21 protein-coding genes are annotated in these 21,884 nt (G+C 48.1%); 19 read left to right on the plus strand and 2 right to left on the minus strand.

What is annotated here, in order from left to right; all coding sequences use genetic code 11:
• The first annotated feature begins 259 nt into the window (after positions 1-259).
• The 5 genes from RIG68_RS17110 (at position 260) to RIG68_RS17130 (ending at position 5,259) form a co-directional block, all read left to right on the plus strand.
• Positions 260-988: a hypothetical protein gene (locus RIG68_RS17110; RefSeq protein ID WP_350124869.1), complete on the plus strand. Its 729-nt coding sequence runs from the start codon at positions 260-262 to the stop codon at positions 986-988.
• 270 nt (positions 989-1,258) lie between these two features.
• Positions 1,259-2,608: a DEAD/DEAH box helicase gene (locus RIG68_RS17115; protein ID WP_350124871.1), complete on the plus strand. Its 1,350-nt coding sequence runs from the start codon at positions 1,259-1,261 to the stop codon at positions 2,606-2,608.
• Positions 2,609-2,768: 160 nt separating this feature from the next.
• The gene (locus RIG68_RS17120; protein ID WP_350124873.1) at positions 2,769-4,292 is read left to right on the plus strand and encodes a sulfatase family protein; all 1,524 of its coding nucleotides are present in this window, start codon (positions 2,769-2,771) and stop codon (positions 4,290-4,292) included.
• A gap of 16 nt (positions 4,293-4,308) precedes the next feature.
• The gene (locus RIG68_RS17125; protein WP_350124876.1) at positions 4,309-4,578 is read left to right on the plus strand and encodes a DUF3303 domain-containing protein; all 270 of its coding nucleotides are present in this window, start codon (positions 4,309-4,311) and stop codon (positions 4,576-4,578) included.
• A 210-nt stretch (positions 4,579-4,788) separates the two neighbouring features.
• Complete coding sequence (locus RIG68_RS17130) at positions 4,789-5,259, plus strand: DUF6265 family protein (RefSeq protein WP_350124879.1); 471 nt, start codon at positions 4,789-4,791, stop codon at positions 5,257-5,259.
• A gap of 2 nt (positions 5,260-5,261) precedes the next feature.
• On the opposite strand, the gene RIG68_RS17135 is transcribed toward RIG68_RS17130, so the two are convergent.
• On the minus strand, positions 5,262-6,308 hold the full coding sequence (locus RIG68_RS17135) for a potassium channel family protein (RefSeq protein ID WP_350124882.1): 1,047 nt from the start codon (positions 6,306-6,308) through the stop codon (positions 5,262-5,264).
• Positions 6,309-6,482: 174 nt separating this feature from the next.
• Here RIG68_RS17135 and RIG68_RS17140 point away from each other — a divergent pair, with 174 nt between their 5' ends.
• From RIG68_RS17140 to ablB, 8 genes are all read left to right on the plus strand, one after another.
• A complete protein-coding gene (locus RIG68_RS17140) occupies positions 6,483-7,034 on the plus strand; it encodes a DUF3124 domain-containing protein (RefSeq protein WP_151997037.1) in 552 nt (183 codons plus the stop codon).
• 154 nt (positions 7,035-7,188) lie between these two features.
• Positions 7,189-9,618 (plus strand): CehA/McbA family metallohydrolase, encoded by a 2,430-nt coding sequence (locus RIG68_RS17145; RefSeq protein ID WP_350124885.1) that lies wholly within the window; start codon positions 7,189-7,191, stop codon positions 9,616-9,618.
• Between the two features lie 55 nt (positions 9,619-9,673).
• Complete coding sequence (locus RIG68_RS17150; RefSeq protein ID WP_350124888.1) at positions 9,674-10,312, plus strand: cation efflux transmembrane domain-containing protein; 639 nt, start codon at positions 9,674-9,676, stop codon at positions 10,310-10,312.
• Complete coding sequence (locus tag RIG68_RS17155) at positions 10,287-11,690, plus strand: aspartate aminotransferase family protein (RefSeq protein WP_350124891.1); 1,404 nt, start codon at positions 10,287-10,289, stop codon at positions 11,688-11,690. The genes RIG68_RS17150 and RIG68_RS17155 overlap by 26 nt, the downstream gene beginning before the upstream one ends.
• A gap of 3 nt (positions 11,691-11,693) precedes the next feature.
• Complete coding sequence (locus tag RIG68_RS17160) at positions 11,694-12,392, plus strand: CoA transferase subunit A (RefSeq protein ID WP_350124894.1); 699 nt, start codon at positions 11,694-11,696, stop codon at positions 12,390-12,392.
• Entirely contained in the window at positions 12,371-13,021 is a 651-nt protein-coding gene (locus tag RIG68_RS17165) for a 3-oxoacid CoA-transferase subunit B (RefSeq protein ID WP_350124897.1), read from the plus strand. Before RIG68_RS17160 ends, RIG68_RS17165 begins: the two co-directional genes overlap by 22 nt.
• Positions 13,014-14,288: a peptidase gene (locus tag RIG68_RS17170; RefSeq protein ID WP_350124900.1), complete on the plus strand. Its 1,275-nt coding sequence runs from the start codon at positions 13,014-13,016 to the stop codon at positions 14,286-14,288. The genes RIG68_RS17165 and RIG68_RS17170 overlap by 8 nt, the downstream gene beginning before the upstream one ends.
• A gap of 3 nt (positions 14,289-14,291) precedes the next feature.
• Positions 14,292-15,128, plus strand: a complete 837-nt coding sequence (gene ablB / locus RIG68_RS17175) for a putative beta-lysine N-acetyltransferase (protein ID WP_350124903.1) — start codon at positions 14,292-14,294, stop codon at positions 15,126-15,128.
• 24 nt (positions 15,129-15,152) lie between these two features.
• On the opposite strand, the gene RIG68_RS17180 is transcribed toward ablB, so the two are convergent.
• Positions 15,153-15,806 carry an FAD-binding oxidoreductase gene (locus RIG68_RS17180; protein WP_350124906.1) on the minus strand — a complete coding sequence of 218 codons (654 nt, stop codon included), beginning with the start codon at positions 15,804-15,806 and terminating at the stop codon, positions 15,153-15,155.
• A 177-nt stretch (positions 15,807-15,983) separates the two neighbouring features.
• Here RIG68_RS17180 and RIG68_RS17185 point away from each other — a divergent pair, with 177 nt between their 5' ends.
• From RIG68_RS17185 to RIG68_RS17210, 6 genes are all read left to right on the plus strand, one after another.
• Entirely contained in the window at positions 15,984-17,210 is a 1,227-nt protein-coding gene (locus RIG68_RS17185) for a DUF711 family protein (protein WP_350124909.1), read from the plus strand.
• Between the two features lie 25 nt (positions 17,211-17,235).
• Positions 17,236-17,703, plus strand: a complete 468-nt coding sequence (locus RIG68_RS17190) for a histidine triad nucleotide-binding protein (protein ID WP_350124912.1) — start codon at positions 17,236-17,238, stop codon at positions 17,701-17,703.
• Complete coding sequence (locus RIG68_RS17195) at positions 17,675-18,412, plus strand: rhamnogalacturonan acetylesterase (protein ID WP_350124914.1); 738 nt, start codon at positions 17,675-17,677, stop codon at positions 18,410-18,412. Before RIG68_RS17190 ends, RIG68_RS17195 begins: the two co-directional genes overlap by 29 nt.
• A 147-nt stretch (positions 18,413-18,559) precedes the next feature.
• On the plus strand, positions 18,560-19,486 hold the full coding sequence (locus tag RIG68_RS17200) for a DUF6624 domain-containing protein (RefSeq protein ID WP_350124917.1): 927 nt from the start codon (positions 18,560-18,562) through the stop codon (positions 19,484-19,486).
• 147 nt (positions 19,487-19,633) lie between these two features.
• Entirely contained in the window at positions 19,634-20,608 is a 975-nt protein-coding gene (locus RIG68_RS17205) for a glycosyl hydrolase (protein ID WP_350124920.1), read from the plus strand.
• A gap of 46 nt (positions 20,609-20,654) precedes the next feature.
• Entirely contained in the window at positions 20,655-21,860 is a 1,206-nt protein-coding gene (locus tag RIG68_RS17210; RefSeq protein WP_350124923.1) for an alpha/beta hydrolase-fold protein, read from the plus strand.
• The last annotated feature ends 24 nt before the right edge of the window (positions 21,861-21,884 follow it).

Genomic DNA, 21,884 nt, shown 5'->3' on the forward strand with positions numbered 1-21,884 from the left:
TGAAATCGCTGAGCGAGAAGCCCGAAGGCCTGTCGTAGGGTCTGTGGCCAGAATAAAAAACATCCCCTTAGATTGAAGACCAGAGGACTATATCTAATGCAGCGCCAGGAATTACAACTTAAGAAGAGAATTAATTGATATATTGGTTGAATGATGCGCTTCAAGCGCAAGTCTCAGCAGCCCTCGCTGCAATTGAGGGCTATGGAGGTTTTTACCAATCAGTTGTGTCTATTCGGACTCTAACCAGAGACAGTGAAAAATGGAGAAAAAGCTATTTACAGAAAAGCAAATAGACATTGCGGCTATTTTGGCAGGCCCTATTCCGCCCGGATTCTTAATTTATAAAAATTATATCGCACTTGGCAAAGAAAAGCAAGCCTACATTGCACTTGCTTCCACCTTGATATTTACAGTCGCTTTTTTCTATGGAATATTTCAGGTACCTCATAGTATCATTGATAAGATTCCAAATTTTGTTTTCACTGCCTTCTATGGATTACTAGTGTTTATTTTCTTTAGAAACTTCATGGCCAAAGATGTAAATGACGCATTCGAGGCTGGCGCAAAGAAAGGATCAAACTGGGCAGTAACTGGCATAACGATATTGGGTTTAGCACTTAATGTTGGAATTATTTTCGGGCTTGCCATGGACCAACCGATTTATGACGGAGAAGTAATGATAGTTGAGGGAAATAAACTCTATTATGATGCTGAATTGGTGCCAATTGAGGACGTCAACAAACTTGCAAAGCAATTTAAGACCAACGATTTCTTCGGCGCTGATTACGGCAATACTGCCCGGCTTCAATTTATTGACGACGAGTATTTCATAACTATGTTGGTTGACCAACAATTTTGGAAAGACTCAGAATTAATAAGCAACTTAACCAGCATGAAATGGCTACTTGAAATTGAATTTGGAAAACCGACAAAACTGATTCTGGAGTCAGTTTCATTGTCAGGAACTTCAAGATACAAAGAACTTTGACGCTAGGCGATATCACCGATACTGAACGGATTGTAACTTTAAGCCTGTTTTCGTGAATATTTGAAAGATCTCCACACCAGCCCCCCCTGGCGCAAACGTCCGCTTGTGTCGATTCTAAAATACTAAAAGGCCCAAGACGCTTGAACCATTGGTGAAATCCGACTGAAGAGGCGAAGCCATAACTGATCGCCCGAGAACAACACTCTCCCCCATTTTTTTACCTCGCCAATACTCCCGACTTTTGCAGTTCGTTGATAAGTCGCATACCCCATGGATTCCTTCAGAGAACTCAACCTGTCTACCCCCCTTCTCAATGCCCTTGACGACCTGGGCTTTGCCAAACCCACTCCTGTCCAGGAAGAGGCTTTTCCCGTCATCCTGTCGGGTAAAAATGTAGTAGGCATTGCACAAACCGGTACGGGCAAAACCCTGGCCTATATGCTGCCCCTGCTGCGGGAGCTCAAGTTTTCGAAGCAGGTGCACCCCCGCATCCTCATCCTGGTGCCCACCCGGGAGCTGGTCCTGCAGGTGGTGGAGCAGGTAAACACCTACGCCAAGTACATGAACGTGCGGGTGATGGGCGTATACGGCGGCACCAATATCAAAACACAAGCACTGGCTGTAGCCCAGGGCATGGACATCCTGGTGGCCACCCCCGGCCGCATCTACGACCTGGCCATCAGCAAGGCTGTGCAGCTCAAAGAAATCAAAAAGCTGGTGATCGACGAAGTGGACGTAATGCTCGACCTGGGCTTCCGCTTTCAGCTCACCAACCTGTTTGAGCTCGTCCCTGAGCGCCGCCAAAACATCATGTTTTCCGCCACCATGACCGACGAGGTGGAAGAGCTGATCAACGATAGCTTTATTGCGCCAGTAAAAATTACCATCGCCATCAGCGGATCCCGGCTGGGAACCATCGACCAGATAGCCTACCGGGTGCCCAATTTCCACACCAAGGCCAACCTGCTGGGTCACCTGCTTCGTGACAAAGACACGTTCAAAAAAGTGCTGGTGTTCGTTACGGGCAAAAAGAACGCAGACCTCCTTTACGACCTGCTGGAAGATCCCTGGGCGCCGGAGCTGGGCATCATCCATACCGACAAGTCGCAGAACAACCGGATCAACGCCATTGAGAACTTCGACAGCGGCAAAAACCGCATCCTTATCGCCACCGACGTCATGGCACGTGGCCTTGACCTGGCTACCGTGAGCCACGTCATCAGCTTCGACACGCCCAACTTCCCGGAAAACTACATCCACCGCATTGGTCGTACCGGTCGGATGGAGGAAAAAGGCAATGCCTTGCTGTTCTTCACCGACAGAGAGGAAGAGTACAAGCTGGCCATTGAGGTGCTAATGTTGCATGAAATCGCCCAAGTGGAGATGCCGGAAGGCATTGAAGTATCACATCAGTTGCTGCCCGAAGAGAGAGCCAAAAGCGGCGACAACAAAAACCCGCATCGCAATGCCAAAAAAGACCTGGCAGGGCCAAGCTTCCATGAGAAGATAGCGAAGAACAAGAAGGTTAACCTGGGTGGCTCTTACAAAAGGGAAATCGTACTGAAATACACGAAGCCGAAGACCCGGGGCGATAAGTTCAAGAATAATAAGAAGAAGTAGAGGAAAGAGAAGGAAACGCATCTAAAACAAATTCAAGTTTGAAGCTTCAAGACGTACTGTTTTAAATACGCTTACTTCAAAAGCAAAGTGCGACAGGGCAGTAAGTAAAGGGATTTTTATAACTTAATCCCTGTAGTTGAACCCTAACATACTTAACTAAGTGAAACACTCTTTCCTGATCGTCCTTTCAATCCTCACCATTGGCTGCACGCCTGGCTCGCAACCATCCAAAGAGATAGCCGAAGTAAAACAACCCAACATCCTGTTCTTAATCGCCGACGACTGGTCGTACCCTCACGCTGGGATTTATGGAGACCCGGTAGTACACACACCCACTTTCGACCGGATTGCCAGGGAAGGCGCTTTGTTTCAGAATGCCTATACGGCAGCGCCAAGTTGCTCCCCTTCGAGAGCAGCGATCCTCACTGGTCGCTTTCCGCACCAGCTGGAGTCGGCTGGCAACTTATGGTCGGTGTTTCCAAAGAAGTTTGCGAACTGGGTCACCATCCTGGGCGAGAATGGCTACTTCACCGGCAAAACCAGGAAAGGCTGGGGCCCCGGCGACTTCAAAGCAGGTGGCTACACCGACAACCCTGCAGGAAAAGACTTCACCTCGTTTGAAGAGTTCTTTGCCCAGAAGCCAGCTGGTACTCCCTTCTCCTTTTGGTTTGGCAGCACCGACCCTCACCGGGACTACGTGCCCAACACGGGCATTCAAACGGGCATGTCGCTGGACGATGTGATTGTGCCGGCTTTTCTACCGGACCTGCCCTGCGTGAGGAACGACATTCTCGACTACTACTTCGAGGTGGAGCGCTTCGACAGAGAAAGCGGCCGCATCCTCAGAATGCTGGAGGAAGCCGGTGAGCTCGACAATACCATTGTGGTGATGACCAGCGACAATGGGATGCCCTTTCCCAGGGCCAAAGCAAACTTGTATGAATATGGCGCTCACATGCCCTTAGCGATGCGCTTTCCCTCCAAAATAGCCGAGGGCACAGTGGTCACTGAGTTCACAAACGCTGTGGATTTTGCGCCTACTTTCGTGGAAGCTGCTGGGTTAGACGCCAGCATGTTCACCTCGGGCAGCAGCTTGTGGCCACTTTTAGCTGGCACTGACAGCAAAGACAGAAGTCGGGGGTTTTCGGAAAGAGAACGCCATGCCAACGTGCGGGCTGGCGACCTCAGCTACCCCAGCCGCAGTGTGAGAACAGAGCAATACCTTTACATCAAAAACTTCATGCCCGACAGGTGGCCAGCTGGCGACCCCACCACCTATCAGTCGGTGGGGCAATATGGCGATGTAGACAACTCCATCACCAAATACCTGATAATGGCCATGGAAGGCAAAACTGCAGAAACCAGACCGGACTATTTCAACCTGACCTTTGCGAAGCGGCAGCCAGAAGAACTCTACGACATCAAAAAAGATCCATTCCAACTGCACAATCTGGCTCTTGACCCGGAGTACCGATCGACCATCAGCAGCCTGCAGGCTGACCTGCAGCAGTGGATGGAGTCTACCGGCGACTTGCGAGCCACAGATCCGCAGACAATCTACTGGGATACCGTGCTTTACACGCCCAACTATCAGTATCATGACTTTGACCTCGCCAATGGCATCAATGAGTACACCATAGCGCCTCCGTTTACAAAAGAGGAGATTCCCTGCCTAGACGAATGATGATAACAGACAAAAAATGAACTACATGATTGTTGAAAAGTTCCGGCCTGGGAAGGTGAAGGAACTGTACAAAAGGTTTGATGAAAAAGGCAGGCTGATGCCGGAAGGTGTGACCTACATTAACAGCTGGATTGACGAAAAAGTGGAAGTATGCTTCCAACTAATGGAAGCCGAGTCGATGGAAAAACTACAGGAATGGATGGACGCATGGAGCGACCTTTGTGAGTTTGAGGTCTTCCCCGTTATATCATCTGCTGACGCCAAGCAAAAGGCGCTTTCAAGCTGACAGCCTTTGCACCGGTTTAGAGCGCAGGTTGTTATCGGAGTATCAAGGCTCTTCAATTGGCAATCGTTGAGTAGCTGCGTTCCTTTTTCCCATGGGAGCGTGGTGAAAAATGGAAGCTGGCGGAAAGCAGTAAAAAAAATAAATCCTACCTTTTGTCCATTCACCAGGCGTCGTGTTGTCTACACTTCAAAACTTTTAATGAAACAAGCAATGAAAGCAATTATCTCTCTAGTCATCTGCCTTTTCTTTCACACACCTTACGTTTCCGCAGGCAATGAACCTGCACCTTTCAACATCAACGACTACGCCTGGCTGGCTGGGCGATGGACGGGCGATGGCTTTGGCGGCACCTCGGAAGAAGTATGGTCACCACCCTCAGCTGACGGCACTATGATGGGCGTGTACCGCCACCACAATGCCGATGGCAGCCTCAACTTCTACGAGTTTATGGTGCTCGATAAAACGGGGCTCCGCCTCAAGCACTTTACGCCTGAACTGGTGGGTTGGGAAACGAAAGAAAACTATATCACTTTTGAAATGATAGCTTTTTCCAAAGACAAAATCGAGCTAAAGGGCCTGGTGTTTGAACGAAAATCAGACGAGGAGATGGAAATACGGCTGAGGTTAAAAAACGGAGACAAGATAGAAACGGAGACTTTTCACATGAAGCGAGCCAATTAGCCTCACATCTTCTCGTACTTCAACTGCGTGTACTGATCAAAGAATTTCTTCAGGATAATATTGGAGCCCAAAACGATAAGGTAGTCGTCTTCACCTATAAAAGTGTCGGCGGAGGGGCCTGGGATAAGCCCTTTGATATTGTCTTTTACGCCCACAACAATGACACCCGTAGATGCAGAAATATTCAGTTCCCGAAGCGTTTTGTCCTTGAACTCCGGCTTCAGGTCGTCGTAGCCAACTTCCTCCAGGTGGTAGCTCATGCCCGACACGCCATTGAGCAGATTTAGAAACTCTATAACGATAGGTTTGGTCACCAGCTGCGCCATGAACATGCCTCCCAGCAAGTCTGGTAGAATGACGTTGTTGGCACCAGCCCTGTAGAGTTTATTCTCCGTTTCAATATTGGAAGCCCTGGCTATGATTCTGATCTTTTCATTCATTGCCCTGGCTGTCAGGGTTATGAACACATTCGACGCATCGGAAGGAGTGGTGATGATAATAGCCCTGGCCCGGTCTATGCCGACGGTGGTAAGGTTGTCATCCTCGGTGGCGTCGCCAATAAAAAGCTTCATCGACTCAGGAATAATATTCACCATGTCAGGATCCTTTTCTATTACTACAAATTGCTCGCCACTCTTTTGGAGCTCCTGGCACGACCGGGCGCCATTTCTGCCATACCCACAGACAATTACGTGGTTCTTTAGTTTGTTTATTTCCATACCCGAGCGATAGCTTTTGACAATTGATTTCAGTTTCCCTTCAAATATGTAGCTGGATATCACGGAGACCACATAGGCAAAAATACCCAGATTCAATAAAATATAGATGGAGGTAAACACCCTACCTGCTGCGCTCAACTCCTTTACCTCTGTAAAGCCAACGGTGCCCACAGTAATAATGGTCATATAGAGAGCATTCACAAAATCCAGGTCTTCTATGAGCGTGAATCCAGCCAAACCCACGCCCAAACTGAAAAGGAAAAGGAAAAACGAAATGATGAGATTCCTGAGTTGCTTGTTTACATGATTGATGGTCTTCAGTTCCGACATCTGCGATTGAGCCTCCGAATAGTTCTCGGAAATTAGAGAAATTTAGGGAAGGAATAAAGCTGAAGCCTCCAGGGGGAGACAATACATTTTTCTTTGATCGATCAATAAGGCATCCATCGCATGGCTTTCGTCAATTGTTCCGTAAATTGAATCACAAACGAAACCAGGTAATTTATGGGTATTTCAATACGGGGAACTTCGTCAATTAAAACACTTGCACGCCACATACTTTTGGCGGCGACTTTAGGTGTTGTACTTTTTGCCTGCAACGAGCCTGAACCTATAAGTTCGGTAAACCCGGTAAATTGGAAACAAAGGTTCATTGAACTGAACGAGTCGGACTCGCTGGTCGCAGGATCAACTTATCTGTCGGTCTATTCTCAAATTTACAGCCGGTCGGAAAGCAGGACCCACGATCTTACGTCCACCATCAGCATGAGAAATACCAGCCTGACTGACTCTATCTATATGCTGAAAGCTGATTACTACAATACCCATGGCGAGTTGCTAAGAACATACTTTAAGAATCCGATATTCATCAGCCCCATGGAAACGATAGAAATAGTGATTGATGAAGTAGACAATGAAGGAGGCACCGGGGCTAATTTTATCTTTGACTGGGCGGTAAAAGATGAAACGCATGAGCCATTGTTTGAAGCCGTAATGATTTCTACTTCTGGCCAGCAGGGCATTTCTTTTACTACGCAGGGGGTTCACATCCACTAAAGTTCTGTGAGGGTGATTCCTGTCCGCTGCACTGTAAAACGTTTTGATTGTCATCCCTTTTTTCCGAACTAGCTAAATGAATAAGCGGATCAATCTACTACTGTTTCTGGTGTGCCTAGCATTCTCTCCTCTATTGGCTCAAAGGCCTTGGGTGTTGGGCCAAATCGACATCCCCCACCCCTACTACTACCGGGAAATGTATGTGCCACAGCTCACCACCGGCCCTTCTTCTGCCACATGGTCGCCCGATGGAAAAAGCCTGATCTACTCCATGGGAGGAAGCCTTTGGGAGCAGAAAATAGATGAAACAACTGCCACACAAATTACCGACGGGCCAGGCTACGACTACCGGCCCGACTGGTCGCCCGATGGAAGCACCGTCGTATTTGTTCGCTACGACAACGATGCCATGGAGCTTCACCTGCTGGATTTGCAAACCGGGAAAACAACCCAGCTTACAGAGGGCGGTGCTGTTAATATCGATCCACGATTTTCACCAGATGGTTCGCAAATAGCTTTTGTCTCCACAAAAGAAACGGGCAACTTCCGGATTTGGATAGGGAGCCTGAACAACATTACGCTGGCAGCCAAACCTCTTTCACCGGAGCGCACCACCGCCATTCCCCGCTACTACTACGGCCAGCCCGATCATCAGCTAAGCCCTTCCTGGTCACCCGATGGCAAATCGCTGGTATTTGTGACCAACCCCGATGTGCTGCATGGGTCTGGCAATATTTACAGAACCGAAGTAAACAACTACAACCCCGTTTTGCTGCGTGAGGAAGAAACAAACTGGCGGGCCAGCCCCGACTGGTCGCCTGACGGCAAGCGAATCATTTACTCGTCTTACCTCGGCCAGCAGTGGCACCAACTCTGGATGACCCCGGCCGATGAAAAAGGCTACCCCATGGCCATGGGATACGGCGATTTCGACGCCACCCATGCCCGCTGGTCACCCGACGGAAGCAAGATCGCCTACATAAGCAATGAACACGGTAACACGGAACTCTACCTGATGGATTGGCTTACCAGCAAAAAGTGGCCATTGCTGATCAATGAAAAGAAGTACATCCACCCAACGGCAACTGTTACTATAAAAACCTACCACGATAGCAAGCAACCGACACCTGCCCGCCTGACGGTAAGGGTTGGTGACAGGAGCTATGCACCTGACGATGCATGGATGCATGGCAACGAGGTTTTTAACCGGGAGGCGCAAAAATTCGAAACCTACTATTTCCATTCTCCTGGAGAAGTGAAAGTGACAGTGCCTGTCGGTGAGGTGAAAATTACCGCCTGGAAAGGCTTCCGAAAGGCAAATGATGCTACCGTCGCAGTGAAAGCAGGCGAGGAAAAAGAGATTGCTTTTTCATGGGCTCCCTCCACCATTCCGTCGTACCACGGCACCTGGAAGTCAGCCGACGTGCATGTGCATATGAACTATGGTGGGCACTACCGCAACACGCCCGAGCACCTGGCCTTACAAGCCAAGGCAGAAGACCTCGACATTGTGTACAACCTGGTGGTTAACAAAGAACAGCGCATTCCTGATATTGAGTATTTTTCTGTAGACCCTGACAATGCTTCAGACGAACAAACCCTCATCATGCATGGTCAGGAATACCACACCAGCTTTTGGGGGCACATGGGCTTACTGGGCTTGACGTCCAATTATCTCCTTCCAGGGTACGTCGGCTATACCCATACTGGCGCCGAGAGTCCGTATCCTTCCAACGCCGTGGTAGCCGACATCGCACATGACCAAAATGGCATTGTGGGCTATGTCCATCCTTTCGAAACGGAGCCTGACCTCTCCCAACCCACGAGCTTTTCCTTGCCTGTAGATGTAGCTCTGGGCAAAGTGGACTACTATGAGGCGGTTGGGTATAGCGATCATCATATCTCAGCCGGGGTATGGTACAAGCTGATGAACTGTGGATTTAGGCTGACTCCTGTCGGTGGCACCGACGCCATGGCTAATTACGCCTCGCTACGGGGGCCTGTCGGACTGACACGAGCGTTTGTGAAAATGGAGGAAGGTGATGAACGGCCACTGCATGAGAAATTCATTGAAGGCGTCAAAAAAGGCAAGACTTTTGCCAGCAATGGACCTATGCTTGGGTTTGCTCTCGATGATCAAGAGCCTGGCGGAGACATAGCGCTTTCGAAAAAAGGAAGGCTCAACTATAAAGGCTTTGTTCGCTCATTGGTGCCTATCGACAAGTTGGAAATTATTCAAAATGGGAAGGTGGTGAAAACCATTACGTTAAGCGGCGACCGCACAACGGCTGATTTCACTGGAACCTTGAATATTGCTAACAGTTCATGGGTGCTTCTCCGGGCTCATAGCGCACCCAATCCTGAAGTCCTCGATATCTATCCGTATGCCACTACCAATGCAGTGTTTGTAAACGTGGGTGGGCAGCCCATACATTCGACTGGAGACGCTGATTATTTTCTCACCTGGATCGATCGTATTGAAGAGGCGGCATCGGCTGTCACCACCTGGAATACTGAAGCTGAAAAGGTCAGGGTGATGAGCGACATAAATAGCGCACGCAAGGTGTTCGAAGGTCGCAGATGATCACATTAAACTGAGAGTATTTCTACTTTGTTATTCAACTGAAAACTAATTGGAAATGACAACAATGACTGATAACAGAAAACTGTATAAAGTTGCTTTTGGACTTGCAGCGTTCACAATAATCTACAATGTTTTAGAAGGTTTGATATCCACCTATTTAGGATTTGAAGACGAAAGTTTGGCCCTTTTCGGTTTCGGCTCTGATAGTTTCATCGAAGTTATATCGGGGCTTGGAATTGCTCATATGATTGTAAGAATCCAAAATAATATAGATAGCAAAAGGGATGACTTTGAACGAACTGCCTTAAAGATAACAGGAGTGGCTTTCTACATATTGGTTTTTGGTCTGATTCTCACAAGTGTTTATAATATCTGGACGGGGCATAGACCAATTACGACTTTTTGGGGAGTTGTGATTTCGATCATTTCAATCATAGTCATGTGGATTTTGGTAGTTTGGAAAAGAAACGTCGGAACTAAACTGAACTCTGCACCTATTTTAGCAGATGCCAACTGTACTTTGGTATGCGTTTATATGTCAATCATTCTGCTTATAAGTAGTGGAATATATGAGCTTTTCAGGCTTTCATATATAGACAGTATTGGAACTTTAGGGCTTTCATACTTTGCGTTTAAAGAAGGGAAAGAATGTTTTGAGAAAGCAAAAAGTGACAAACACTGCTGTTCCGACTAAAACAGAAACAACAGCATTAAAACAGCACCAATCAAACGGCTGTATTTCAGCGGAATGTACCGACAAAAGGCTTCATGCTGAAATCAAAACCTATACGATATTTACTGAAAGGAAAGTGCACAACATACAACCCAACCTGAACAAGACGTACCTCAAGGCAACTAGTGCCAAAGGCGTCTACATTTATGATGAAAACGGCAAGGCATACCTCGATGGGTCTTCCGGAGCGGTGACTTGCTCGCTGGGTCATTCCCACGAAAAGCTCCTGCCATTTATCAAAAAACAGCTCGATAAGCTCCAGTTTGTTTATCGGTCGCAGTTTGCCTCTGAAGAAGCCGAACAGCTGGCCACTAAGTTGTACGAACTATCACCTGACAGGTCACTCAGCCACAGCTTTTTCGTCAACAGTGGTACCGAAGCCATTGAAACGGCCATGAAAATCGCCATTCAGTACTGGCAGGAAAAAGGCAAACCTGAAAAGACACACTTCATTACCCGGAAGAAAAGCTACCACGGCATCACCATGGGAGCGCTTTCCCTATCAGGCCATGTGCTCAGGAGGCAAAGATTTGAAGGCATGCTGGAGAAATACCCTGCACTATCCTCTGACCTGGAAAACGATGCACTGGAAGACCAGGTAGCTGAGTTTGAAAAAGTGATAGACGACATTGGAGCTTCGAAGATTGCTGCCTTCGTCGCCGAACCGATGGTGGGAGCGGCCGGCACTGCCCTGGCACCGGTAAACGAATACTATGCCTGCTTCAAAGCAGTCTGCGACAAGAATGAGATTTTGTTCATCGCCGATGAGGTAATGACAGGCCTGGGAAGAACCGGAACATGGTTTGGCATGGAGCATTGGGGTACTCAAGCTGATATTGTGGCCATAGGTAAAAGCCTGGGTGCAGGCTATGCGCCCATAGCTGCCACTTTGATGACCGACAAGATTTTTGCGCCTATAAAAAAAGGAAGCGGGCTCATCATGAGTGGCCACACCTATAGCGGGCATCCACTCTCCTGTGCCACTGCCTTGAAGGTGCTGGAAACCGTAGAGGAAGATTATTTGCTGAAGAACGTCGACAGACAGGGAGCTACGATCAAATCGGCCCTGTATGAGCTGCAAAAGAAATATCCCGTCATTCAAATTGTGCGGGGCAAAGGCCTGATGATGGGGCTTGAACTGGATCCAACGATAAAAGGAATACAGGCAAAACTCGTTGAGCGCTGCTATCAAAACGGACTGTTGATTTATCCCTCTGTGGGAGGAAAAGAAGGTATTGATGAAAATGGTGTATTAATTTCACCGCCATTCATTATCAGCAAAAGTGAAGCCGAAGAACTCCTCGGCAAGCTGGAGCAATCACTAAAAGAATGCAGCTAACCTATGCACCTATTCGATAAAGTTACCGACTTCGCCACTGCTCAATCAGCTTTCTTTGATGGGATGACCCTGCTCTTTGGTGGGTTTGGTGGTGTCGGCACGCCCCCCGGCTTGATCGACTGCCTTATAGACTCCGGGGTGAAAGACGTGAAGCTCATCGGCAACGATGCAGGCTTCCCCTGGATCGGCATTGGCAAGTTCGTTTGCCTTGAGCGAGCCACACACCTGCTGGCCTCTCACATCGGCTCCAACCCTACGGCGGGCGACTTAATGAACCAGGGCAAGTTACAGGTAGAGTTTTCCCCGCAGGGCATTTTGGTGGAGCGGATACGATCAGGCGGTGTGGGACTGAATGGTTTTTTAACTGAACTCAGCAAAGGCACGCAGCTGGAATACGACAAACCAAAAGTGAACATTGGTGGCAAAGAATACATTTACGAAGCGCCTGTCACAGGTGATGTTGGGATTGTTTATGCTAAGAAAGCTGACACCTTTGGCAATTTGATCTTTGATAAAACAGCCCGCAACACCAATCCTTATGTGGCCATGGCCAGCAAGGTGACCATTGTGGAAGCAGACGAAATTGTGCCCATGGGAGCACTTGCTCCGGAGGAAATTGTGGTGCCGGGCATCTTTGTGAAATACATCGTGCAATCGAAAGGCTATAACTGGAAATGGGTATGGGAGACGAAAGACAAATAATAGCTCAGCGGGCTGCGAAGGAAGTGAAGGACGGCATGATCGTGAACCTTGGCATTGGCATTCCTTCCATGGTGCCCGATTTTCTTGGCAAAGATATTCGAGTTTTTTTTCAGGCAGAGAACGGCATTCTGGGCATGGGGCCAACCCCCAAAGAAAATGCGGATGGCAACCTGAGCAATGCTGCCGGTCTGCCCGTAACGGTTTTACCAGGGGCAAGCTATTTCGACAGCGCCATTGCCTTTGGCATGATCCGCAGAGGCTGCATTGACCTTTCCATTCTTGGAGCGCTACAGGTAAACGCCAGAGGCGACCTGGCCAACTGGATAGTGCCGGGCAAAAGAGTACCCGGTGTTGGCGGTGCCATGGAGCTCGCCTATGGCGCCAAAAACCTCATTGCCGTGATGAACCACTGCGACAAAGACGGAAAACCCAAGATTGTGACTGAGTGCTCCCTTCCTGTGACGACCTATCACTGCGTAAAGAAAATAATCACCGAAATAGCTGTGTTTTCCATTGTCGATCAGCAGCTATATCTCGATGAACTAATGCCAGGCTATTCTTTAGCCGATGTGAAAAACAATACCGAAGCTGATTTTTCCTTCTCCGCTAACTTCAAAGCCCATGACTGACCTTCAAAAGACGTTGGAAGCCTACATCGATGAACACGCCGATGAAGCTATCTCCTACCTGCAGCAATTGATTCAGCAGCCCAGCGTACAAACCAACGAGCAGGGCGTGCAGAAGATCGTGATCGAAAAATTGAACAGGCTAGGCCTTGAAGTAGACGTTTGGGATCCTGTTTATGACGAGCTTGCCAAAAGCCCCTACTTTGTAGCTTCCCGTGACACCTATGTGGGCAGCCCCAATGTGGTGGGCGTGCTGAAAGGACAGGGTGGCGGAAAGTCGATCATCTACAATGGCCATATTGACGTGGTGCCGGAAGGAGACAGGAGTAAATGGACAGACGATCCATTTTCAGGTAAGATCGAGAACGGCAAAATGTATGGCCGTGGCACCACCGACATGAAGGGCGGAAACGTGGCGCTGCTACTGGCCATTGAGGCTGTGATCAAAAGCGGCACAAAACTGAAAGGCGACGTAATCTTCCATTCGGTGATAGAGGAAGAGTCGGGGGGAGTGGGCACGCTGGCCGCTGTACTTCGTGGCTATACTGCGGATGCCGCTATCATTCCAGAGCCCACCAACATGAAGCTGTTCATCAAACAGCAGGGCTCTATGTGGTTTCGGGTCACGGTAGAAGGACGTTCTGCCCATGGAGGCACACGCTACGAAGGAGTCTCGGCCATTGAGCAGGCGATCAAAGTCCACCAGGGCATTTTGGCGTTGGAGAAAAAGCGCAATGCCTCTATTGACGATCCATTGTACAGCCATATTCCTATCCCGCTACCCATCAATGTGGGGTCGATCAAAGGCGGTTCATGGCCGTCGTCGGTACCCGACCTGGTAACAATGGAAGGCCGCATGGGTGTGGGGCCGCACGAGAACATGCAGGAGGTGAAAAAAGAACTGATTGACCACCTGGCCAACCTTTGCGCTACTGACGACTGGCTGAAGAACCATCCGGTGAAGGTGGAGTTTTTCGGGGCACAGTGGGTGCCCAATGCGGTGGAAATGGATCACCCATTCGCAGAATTGATGAAAGAGAACTTTGAGACAATCTATAAGCGAAAGATAAAAATAGAAGCCTCACCCTGGGGAACAGATGCGGGGCTACTGGGAAAGGTGGGCAATATACCTTCGCTGGTAATCGGGCCGGGTGAAACCAAAATGGCTCACTACCCCAACGAGTATATCGAAATAAAAGAAGTGATACAGGCGGCCAAGCTCTTTGCACTTACCCTTACTTCCTGGTGTGGAGTGGAACCAAAAGGTTAGTCCATGAATTCAATCATCAAAAATGGCTCAGCCAGCATCACTTTGTATTCCGATTCTTTCAACAAAAGAATCAGGATCGACGACTATTCCGGCGACGCTCAGGAAGTGCTTACACTCATTGCCCGGTCTGAATATAGTTGGGTAGAAAAAATCATCGTCAAGGCACGGGAAGAGGAACTGCCGGTTTTTCTATCAAATGGCTATTCAAAAGAAGCCCTGATAAAAGGGTATTTCCAGGGAGTAGATATGCATTTTCTGGCAAAGTATCAAAAGCCAACCAGAGGTAGCAATCCCGGGCATTACCAGGAGCAGCAAATGATTGAAAGTATACTGAGCCAGCCTGCTATTGCCAGAAAAACTGATACGCAAATCGTTTCCGTGGCTACCGTGGAAGATGCAGATGGACTGGCGCAACTGTATGCCGCTATTTTTCACGTGTACCCAACGCCCGTCAATGAGTCGGCCTACATCCTGAAAACCATGCAGGATGGCACAAAGTATGTGGTCATTCGGGAGCAAAACAAAATCGTAAGTGCCGCTTCCGCTGAAATAAATGCACAGTATGGCAATGCCGAGCTGACCGACTGCGGCACCTTACCGGAAGCCCAGGGAAAAGGACACATAAAAAAGCTCTTGTCAAAATTGGAAGAGGTTTTGGCTGTTGACAGCATCCAGTGCCTGTACACTATTGCCAGAGCGGAATCGTATGCCATGAACAAGGCCTTTTATCAATTGGGATATTGCTACGGGGGCACGCTGATCAACAATTGTTATATTTTCTCGGGCTTGGAAGACATGAATGTGTGGCACAAGGCGGTGCAACCGAAATTCAGCACATAAGCGGCTGCTCACTTGTCGTGCTTACTAACTCCCCAAATCAATCAGCCCCTCCTTCACTCCAATACTTTTCAGGGCTTTTGCCATGGCCTTATTGAAAGCCGGAGGGCCACACACCAGTACAGGCCTCGACAGGTCGTCGATGTGGTTTTTGAGCCACGCTTCGTCGATATTTCCATAGTAGTCGGGGTCATCCTTGTCGTTGGCAATGATATTTTGGAAGTGGTCGCCTAACATGTCAGTCAGTTCTTCTTCCAAAAACAGGTCTTTTCTGGTTTTGTTGGAAAAGAATAGGAAACAATCAGCCAGCGTATCCTGCTTTTGCATGTACCGCATGATAGCAATGAAAGGCGTAACGCCTGTGCCACCAGCCAAAAAAACGGCCCTTTTTTGAGGCTGAAAAGTATTAAAGGGCTCGGTAAAGCTGATTTCATCACCTGGCTTGAGTCGACTAAGGGCTTCCGTTTTCCCGTGGTGCTCTGCATAAACACGAATCACAAACTCCAGCCTGCCTTCGCCAGGCAAATTTGTTATGGTAAAAGGCCCAGGCTCCTGGTTATTCACTTTAATTTCAACGGCGTCACCAACATTAAACTCAAATTCTGTTGGCTTAGGTATCTCAAGTTGAATTACATTATGGGCTAGCCAATTGATGGCTTTAATTTTTTCTTTATACTGCATGTGTTTGCTGGTTTACATTGAATAATTCAGGCGATGAATTTTCTCTACCTACTTATTAACAACGGCTCCCAGCCAAATTGTTTCAAACAACACTGATAGAGTAAGTGTGTATAGCATCCCAAATTCGCCTTGGCTATCCATTTCTTTGTTAACTTTAACTCCACCAAACCCTATCCCATGTTTCGCTTACTACTTTCTATTGGCTTTGCTTTCCTGGCACTGGTATCCTACGGCCAGCATCCTCACCTCTTCAGAGTCAGAACCATCACAGCGGGCATTACCGTAGAAAGCCTCTCGGATACTACCTCGGTGATCAAAGCGGTCGAATTCCTGAAACAGGCCCGAACCGACTACACCAATGCTGGCTATGAGGTGCAAACCATCCGAATTGCTACGCAGAACCTGTATGAGTACCTCGGCGAAAAAACACTGAACGAGGCCCTGCCCTACCTGAAGAAATTTGATGAAATCGCACAGAGAGATGATGTATCTTTTGCCATCGGGGCAGTGCTTCCACCCAACGAATATAGTGCAGAAGTCGCTAGCTGGGCCGCCAAACTCATCGGAGAAACTGATCTAATCAACTTCAGCCTGCCCGTTTCCTCCACCGATCTAGGTATCCATCGCAACGGCATCAAAGCCGCCGCCGAAATAGTGGTAGCCGTCGCTAAAGTGGGCAAAGGCGGCGAAGGTAACTTCCGATTTACTGCTTCAGCCAATTGTCCAGCTGGGATTCCGTTTTTTCCAGCCGCCTTTCATTCGGGAGTAAATAGTTTCGCCGTCGGGCTTGAGTACCCCAACCTTTTGACAGAAGTATTCTCGAAATCGACCATGGTCAATGCGAGAGAAGCCCTAAAAGCCGAGTTGGAAAAACAGTTCCTACCCGTGCAGGCCCTCGCTACAAAAATATCTTTCACCTATGGCTGGCAGTACGATGGCATCGATACGTCTCCGGCTCCCGGACTGGATGCCAGCATTGGCACGGCTATCGAAACCCTGACAAAGCAGCCTTTCGGTGGGCCCTCCACACTAAGCGCCTGCTCCCTGGTCACAGATGTCATCAAAAGCCTTGACCTTAAAACCTGCGGCTACTCCGGCCTCATGTTGCCCGTCATTGAAGACAAAGTATTGGCACAACGAGCCAACGAAAATCGGTATACCGTGCAGGAGCTTTTGTTATTCTCTTCCGTTTCAGGCACAGGGCTGGACGTCATCCCTCTTGCCGGCAGCACCTCAGCAGCTACCGTCGAACGCATCTTTACAGACGTTGCTTCTCTTTCCCTCAAATACACCAACAAAGCCCTGTCAGCCAGGCTTTTCCTTATCCCAGGGAAAAAAGCGGACGACAAAGTGACATTCGACAATCCTTACCTGACTGCGGCGAAGGTGATGAAGGTGGAGTAGCCTTATGATACAACCCAAATCTCTTATGAAGAAAATAGTCTTTTTTACTTTACTGGCACTCTTCTTCTCGTCAACGGGATGGAGTCAGAGCGCTGATTATCAGCAACAAAAAGCTGAAAAAATAGCAAAAGGGTCAGTGTTTACTAAAATCATAAATAGGGAACTACCCGCCGATATCGTTTATGAGGATGATGACATTATCGCTTTTGTACCACTGCGGTTACAGGCGCCAGTTCATTTGTTGATTGTTCCTAAGAAAGAAATTTACACGATCAATGATGCGACGGATGAAGACTTAATCGTGCTCGGCAAGATGATGCTGGTCGCCAAAAAACTGGCCAAAGAAAAAGGAATTGCGGAAACTGGCTACCGCCTGTCTGTCAATACCAATGAGGATGCCGGGCAGTCTGTCTTTCACTTGCATATGCATTTGCTTGGCGGGGAAAAACTTGGCCAGATGGTGGGTGCAGAGAAACAAACTGACGAAAAATGAGAAATCTAAAAATCTTTCTGACTCTATCAATCAGCTGCATTTTCCTCTCATCGAAAGATCCGGGCACAATCAACATCTGCTGATAGGTGACTCCACTATGGCACCAAAGTCTGTCAAAGCCTATCCTGAACTTGGCTGGGGGGAGGGGCTGGCTGATTTTGTCACTAAGAAAACCAAAGTCCACAACCATGCGGTTAACGGCCGAAGCAGCCTAAGCTTCATCAATGAAGGCCGCTGGCAATCGGTGTTCGATAGCCTACAAAAAGGAGATTACGTCATCATACAGTTCGGCCACAACGACGAAAAAACAGACACCGCCCGCCATACCGAGCCCTTTGGTAGCTATCAGGACAATATCCGCAAGTTCATTGAAGAAGCGAGAAAAAAAGGAGCCATTCCCATCGTTTGCTCGTCCATTGTCAGGCGCCATTTTGATGCAGAAGGTAACCTGAAAGATACCCATGGCGACTACATCGTAGCTGCGGAGCAAATCGCCCGGGAAACTAAGACACCGTATGTGAACATGGAAGCGCTTACCCGCCAACTGGTGTCAGGCCTGGGGCCGGAAAAATCAAAAGACATTTTTCTCTTCACCGACACAAAACAAGATTCCACCCATCTGAACGTGACAGGAGCCGACATTGTCGCAGGGCTGTTTGTGGAAAATGCCAAAGGGCAGGGGTTGTCAATCGCCAGGCAGTTCAGGTAGGCTCAACGGCCATTGGACATCAATCTGCCGTTTTCAAACGCTGACGCAAACTCGCTAAATCCGGCTGCAGAGTCGTCATTCACCGATTTCTTCTGTTTACCCATGTAAATATTTGTACCCTTGCCCCAGTACAAAATTCAAAATAACATGAAGAAATCAATTATTTTCTTATTAAGCATTTGTGTACAGCACGCAACAATTGGTCAACAATCAACTAAAGAAGCCGACAGTCTTAAAAGCATCGGCTTATTAACGCCGGCTCTCGAAAAATACGGCCAGGCTTATTTTGCCAACCCCACACCTGAGCTGTCATATGAAATTGCTTCCACATGCGCCCTTTTGTGGACAACCCAAATGAGGGACACAGCATTTTACTTTTTGGATCGTGCGCTGGTGGAGGACCAAACGTTGAAAGTATTGTATGACCCTCAGTTCCTAAGCCTGATCGACGACCCCAGATGGAAAGAGATGGAAACCGGGCAAATCAAAAAGTATGAGGCAAAAAACGGGGCAATCCAAAACGAGCCCTTCGCTCGGGAGCTATTCAAAATGATCATCAAAGACCAGGGTTTTATGTATGTCGGCAACATCGAACGCCGAAAGTACATTCAGAACGGCGGGCACTTCAGTTCGCCCTCCATTTTCCCGGTATTGGCCATGGAGGAGAGGAACATGAAGGAAAACCAGGAGACGCTGCTACAGCTACTCGACAAATATGGTTGGCCTACTGCAAGTGCTGTAACAGAATATGCCGCAGCTGGTGCGGCGCTTATTATCAATCATAGCTCCTATGAGCTCCGGTCAAAATATTTTCCGTTACTGAAGGAAGCCTTTGAGAAAGGTGAGGCTCAACCTCTCCGGTTTGCCAAAATGCAGGATCGCCTGCTGGTGGAAGAAGGAAAGGAGCAACTGTACGGCACCCAAATCAAATTTGAAAACCTGGTTAAAACACCGTACCCTATTGAAAATCCCCAGTCCGTGGACCAACGAAGAGCCAAAATCGGCTTAGGCCCCTTGAAGCCCTACCTGAAAGAGAGGTTCGAGATTGACTGGGACGTAGCACAGGAAAAATAAACGCTAATTACAGCATTACCTGGCACCCTCAAGCTTCGGAGTCAGCGAAGTTTGTGAGCTTTCATTATTCAGAATAGGCTGGACTTCTATTTTTTTGAGTATTTTCATGACGATACCCTTCTTCAATTTACATTTCGAAAATAGATCATGAGATTAGCACACATCCTCTTCTTTCTACTAATGCTTTTGTTCGGCGCTTATCAGGGTCATTCCCGCCCAACGAAAAAAATACTCAAATACATGAAAAGTCTCGGTCATGGCACCTACTTGTTTGGTCAGGTGGGTACCTGGGTACACAATGAAAATCCTGACATGGACGATGAAAGCAACTGGATCAAAAAGGTGTACGACCACACGGGAAAAATACCACGGTACGGCTGCATCACCTACGACTTTGACGACAATCCATTTACCGACGAAGAATGGAACAACGCAGCCAGGAAAATGTGGGACAAAGGAATGATTGTGGGAATTTATAGCTGGTATGCCAACCCCGCCGGGGGCAAATGGAACGACCCACTTGACATCGACCCTATTTTCGCCGACGGCGACAATCCGACTAAATCAAATTTTTACAAACAAATGGATCGCATGGCAGCCAACCTCCAGTGGCTGGAAAACCAGAAAATACCGGTTGTCTACACGCCTTTCGTGGAAAGCGACGATAAGAACAAGTGGCATGCCAAAGAAGGGGCTGAACATGCTATTAAGCTATACCAACTGGTTCACGACTACTTCGCAAATACCAAAAAGCTGAAAAACATCATTTGGGCTTACCATACCACACAGAGGCAAGGTGCCCTGATTGACTACTACCCAGGCGATGCCTATGTAGATGTCATTGGAAAATCAGCCTACGGAACCGGCTTGGTGTTTACCGAGTACGACTGGGCAGTTGAGAAGAAAAAAAATCACGATAAAGTAATTTGGTGGGCAGAACTAGGCATCAGAGGCGAGAAAGATGCTCCGAGAGATTGCCTGGATGTGCTAAACAAGCTCGAAAACACCTTCCCTGAGCTGGCAGGGTTTGTCTTTTGGAGCGACACCGGCTTCTACAACGTCACTGGAAATTTGCACGGAGCTGAACTGATGAACTCTCCGAAAATTGTGACATTAAAATAGTTAGAGGTTGCAGCTTCGCTTTTGCCAGAAGCATAACCCTTGCATCATGTGCTTACGTATAGCCAAAGGAACCTATCCTGTTTACGTGATGCAAAAAGCTCTGACCCTTCTCTTCCTTTCGTTCAGCCTCTTTAATTTAAATGGCCAACCTGCAACAGATATTGTCATTGGGAGAGCTTACTCAATTGATTCGAAGGTGCTCGGTGAAACCAGACAGTATATGGTCAGCCTGCCTGCGTCCTACCGGGGCGATGACTTTTACATCGATAAAAGCTACCCGGTCATGATTGTGTTGGATGGAGAACGGCTATTTCAACTGTCTGCCAGCATGGTACAAACCATGAGTTCGGGCGGTACAGAGCAAATTCCGGAGATGATCGTAATCGGCATTCCAAACACCGACCGAAGTAGGGATATGCTACCCAATTACGCTAACGAAGCAGCCGCATCTGGCGCAGTCGAATTCCGACGATTTATTGAAGAAGAACTCCTGCCTGCGGTTGACATTGCCTACCGGACAACCAACTGCCGGATACTTGTCGGACATTCGTATTCGGGCCTGTTTGCTGTGGATACTTTCCTTGAGAACGATTCATTTAAAGGGTTTGTCGCTATTGACCCAAGTCTGTGGTGGGACGATCAGGTGTTGATAAAAAGGGCTAAAGAGCTTTTAGCCAAGAAAGAAACCTTTACCTCTTCCATCTACTTTGGCCAGGCCAACAATCCCTTCAACGAGGGCATCGAAGCCGGAAGGCTGGGAAGAGCAGTGCAGGCTTTTACCAGAACACTGGACACTTTACATTTAGCCGGCCTTAGGTACCAAACCCACTTCTACGAGCATGAAGACCACTATTCCATTCCGCTAATTACTTTGTATGATGGCATTCAGTTCGTTTTTGAAGGGTACAAGTATCCTCTCTATCAAATAAAAGGCTCGACAGGTGAGTCGATCAGGCAACACTACGAGGCCCTGTCGGGCAGAATGGGAGGCCAGCTTTCTCCGCCAGGTAAATTATTAAATCAGGTCGGCATGTATTTATTGGAAGATGAAGAAAGAATAGCTGATGCCATAAAAATACTGGAACTGAGCGCAGAGAGCTATCCCAATTCACACATCACTTATTTAAGCCTGGCTGAAGGATACCGGCAGGCTGGTGAAACAGAAAAGGCAATTGCCCAATACAAAAGGGCGCTCGAGTTGAGCCCATCCAACGAAGAAATAAAATCGAGGTTAGCGGAGTTAAAGAACTAAGCCAAGTCACCGCCTACCGACAGT

The sequence above is a fragment of the Imperialibacter sp. genome (assembly GCF_040222385.1).
In the GTDB taxonomy this organism is placed as follows: Bacteria; Bacteroidota; Bacteroidia; order Cytophagales; family Cyclobacteriaceae; genus Imperialibacter.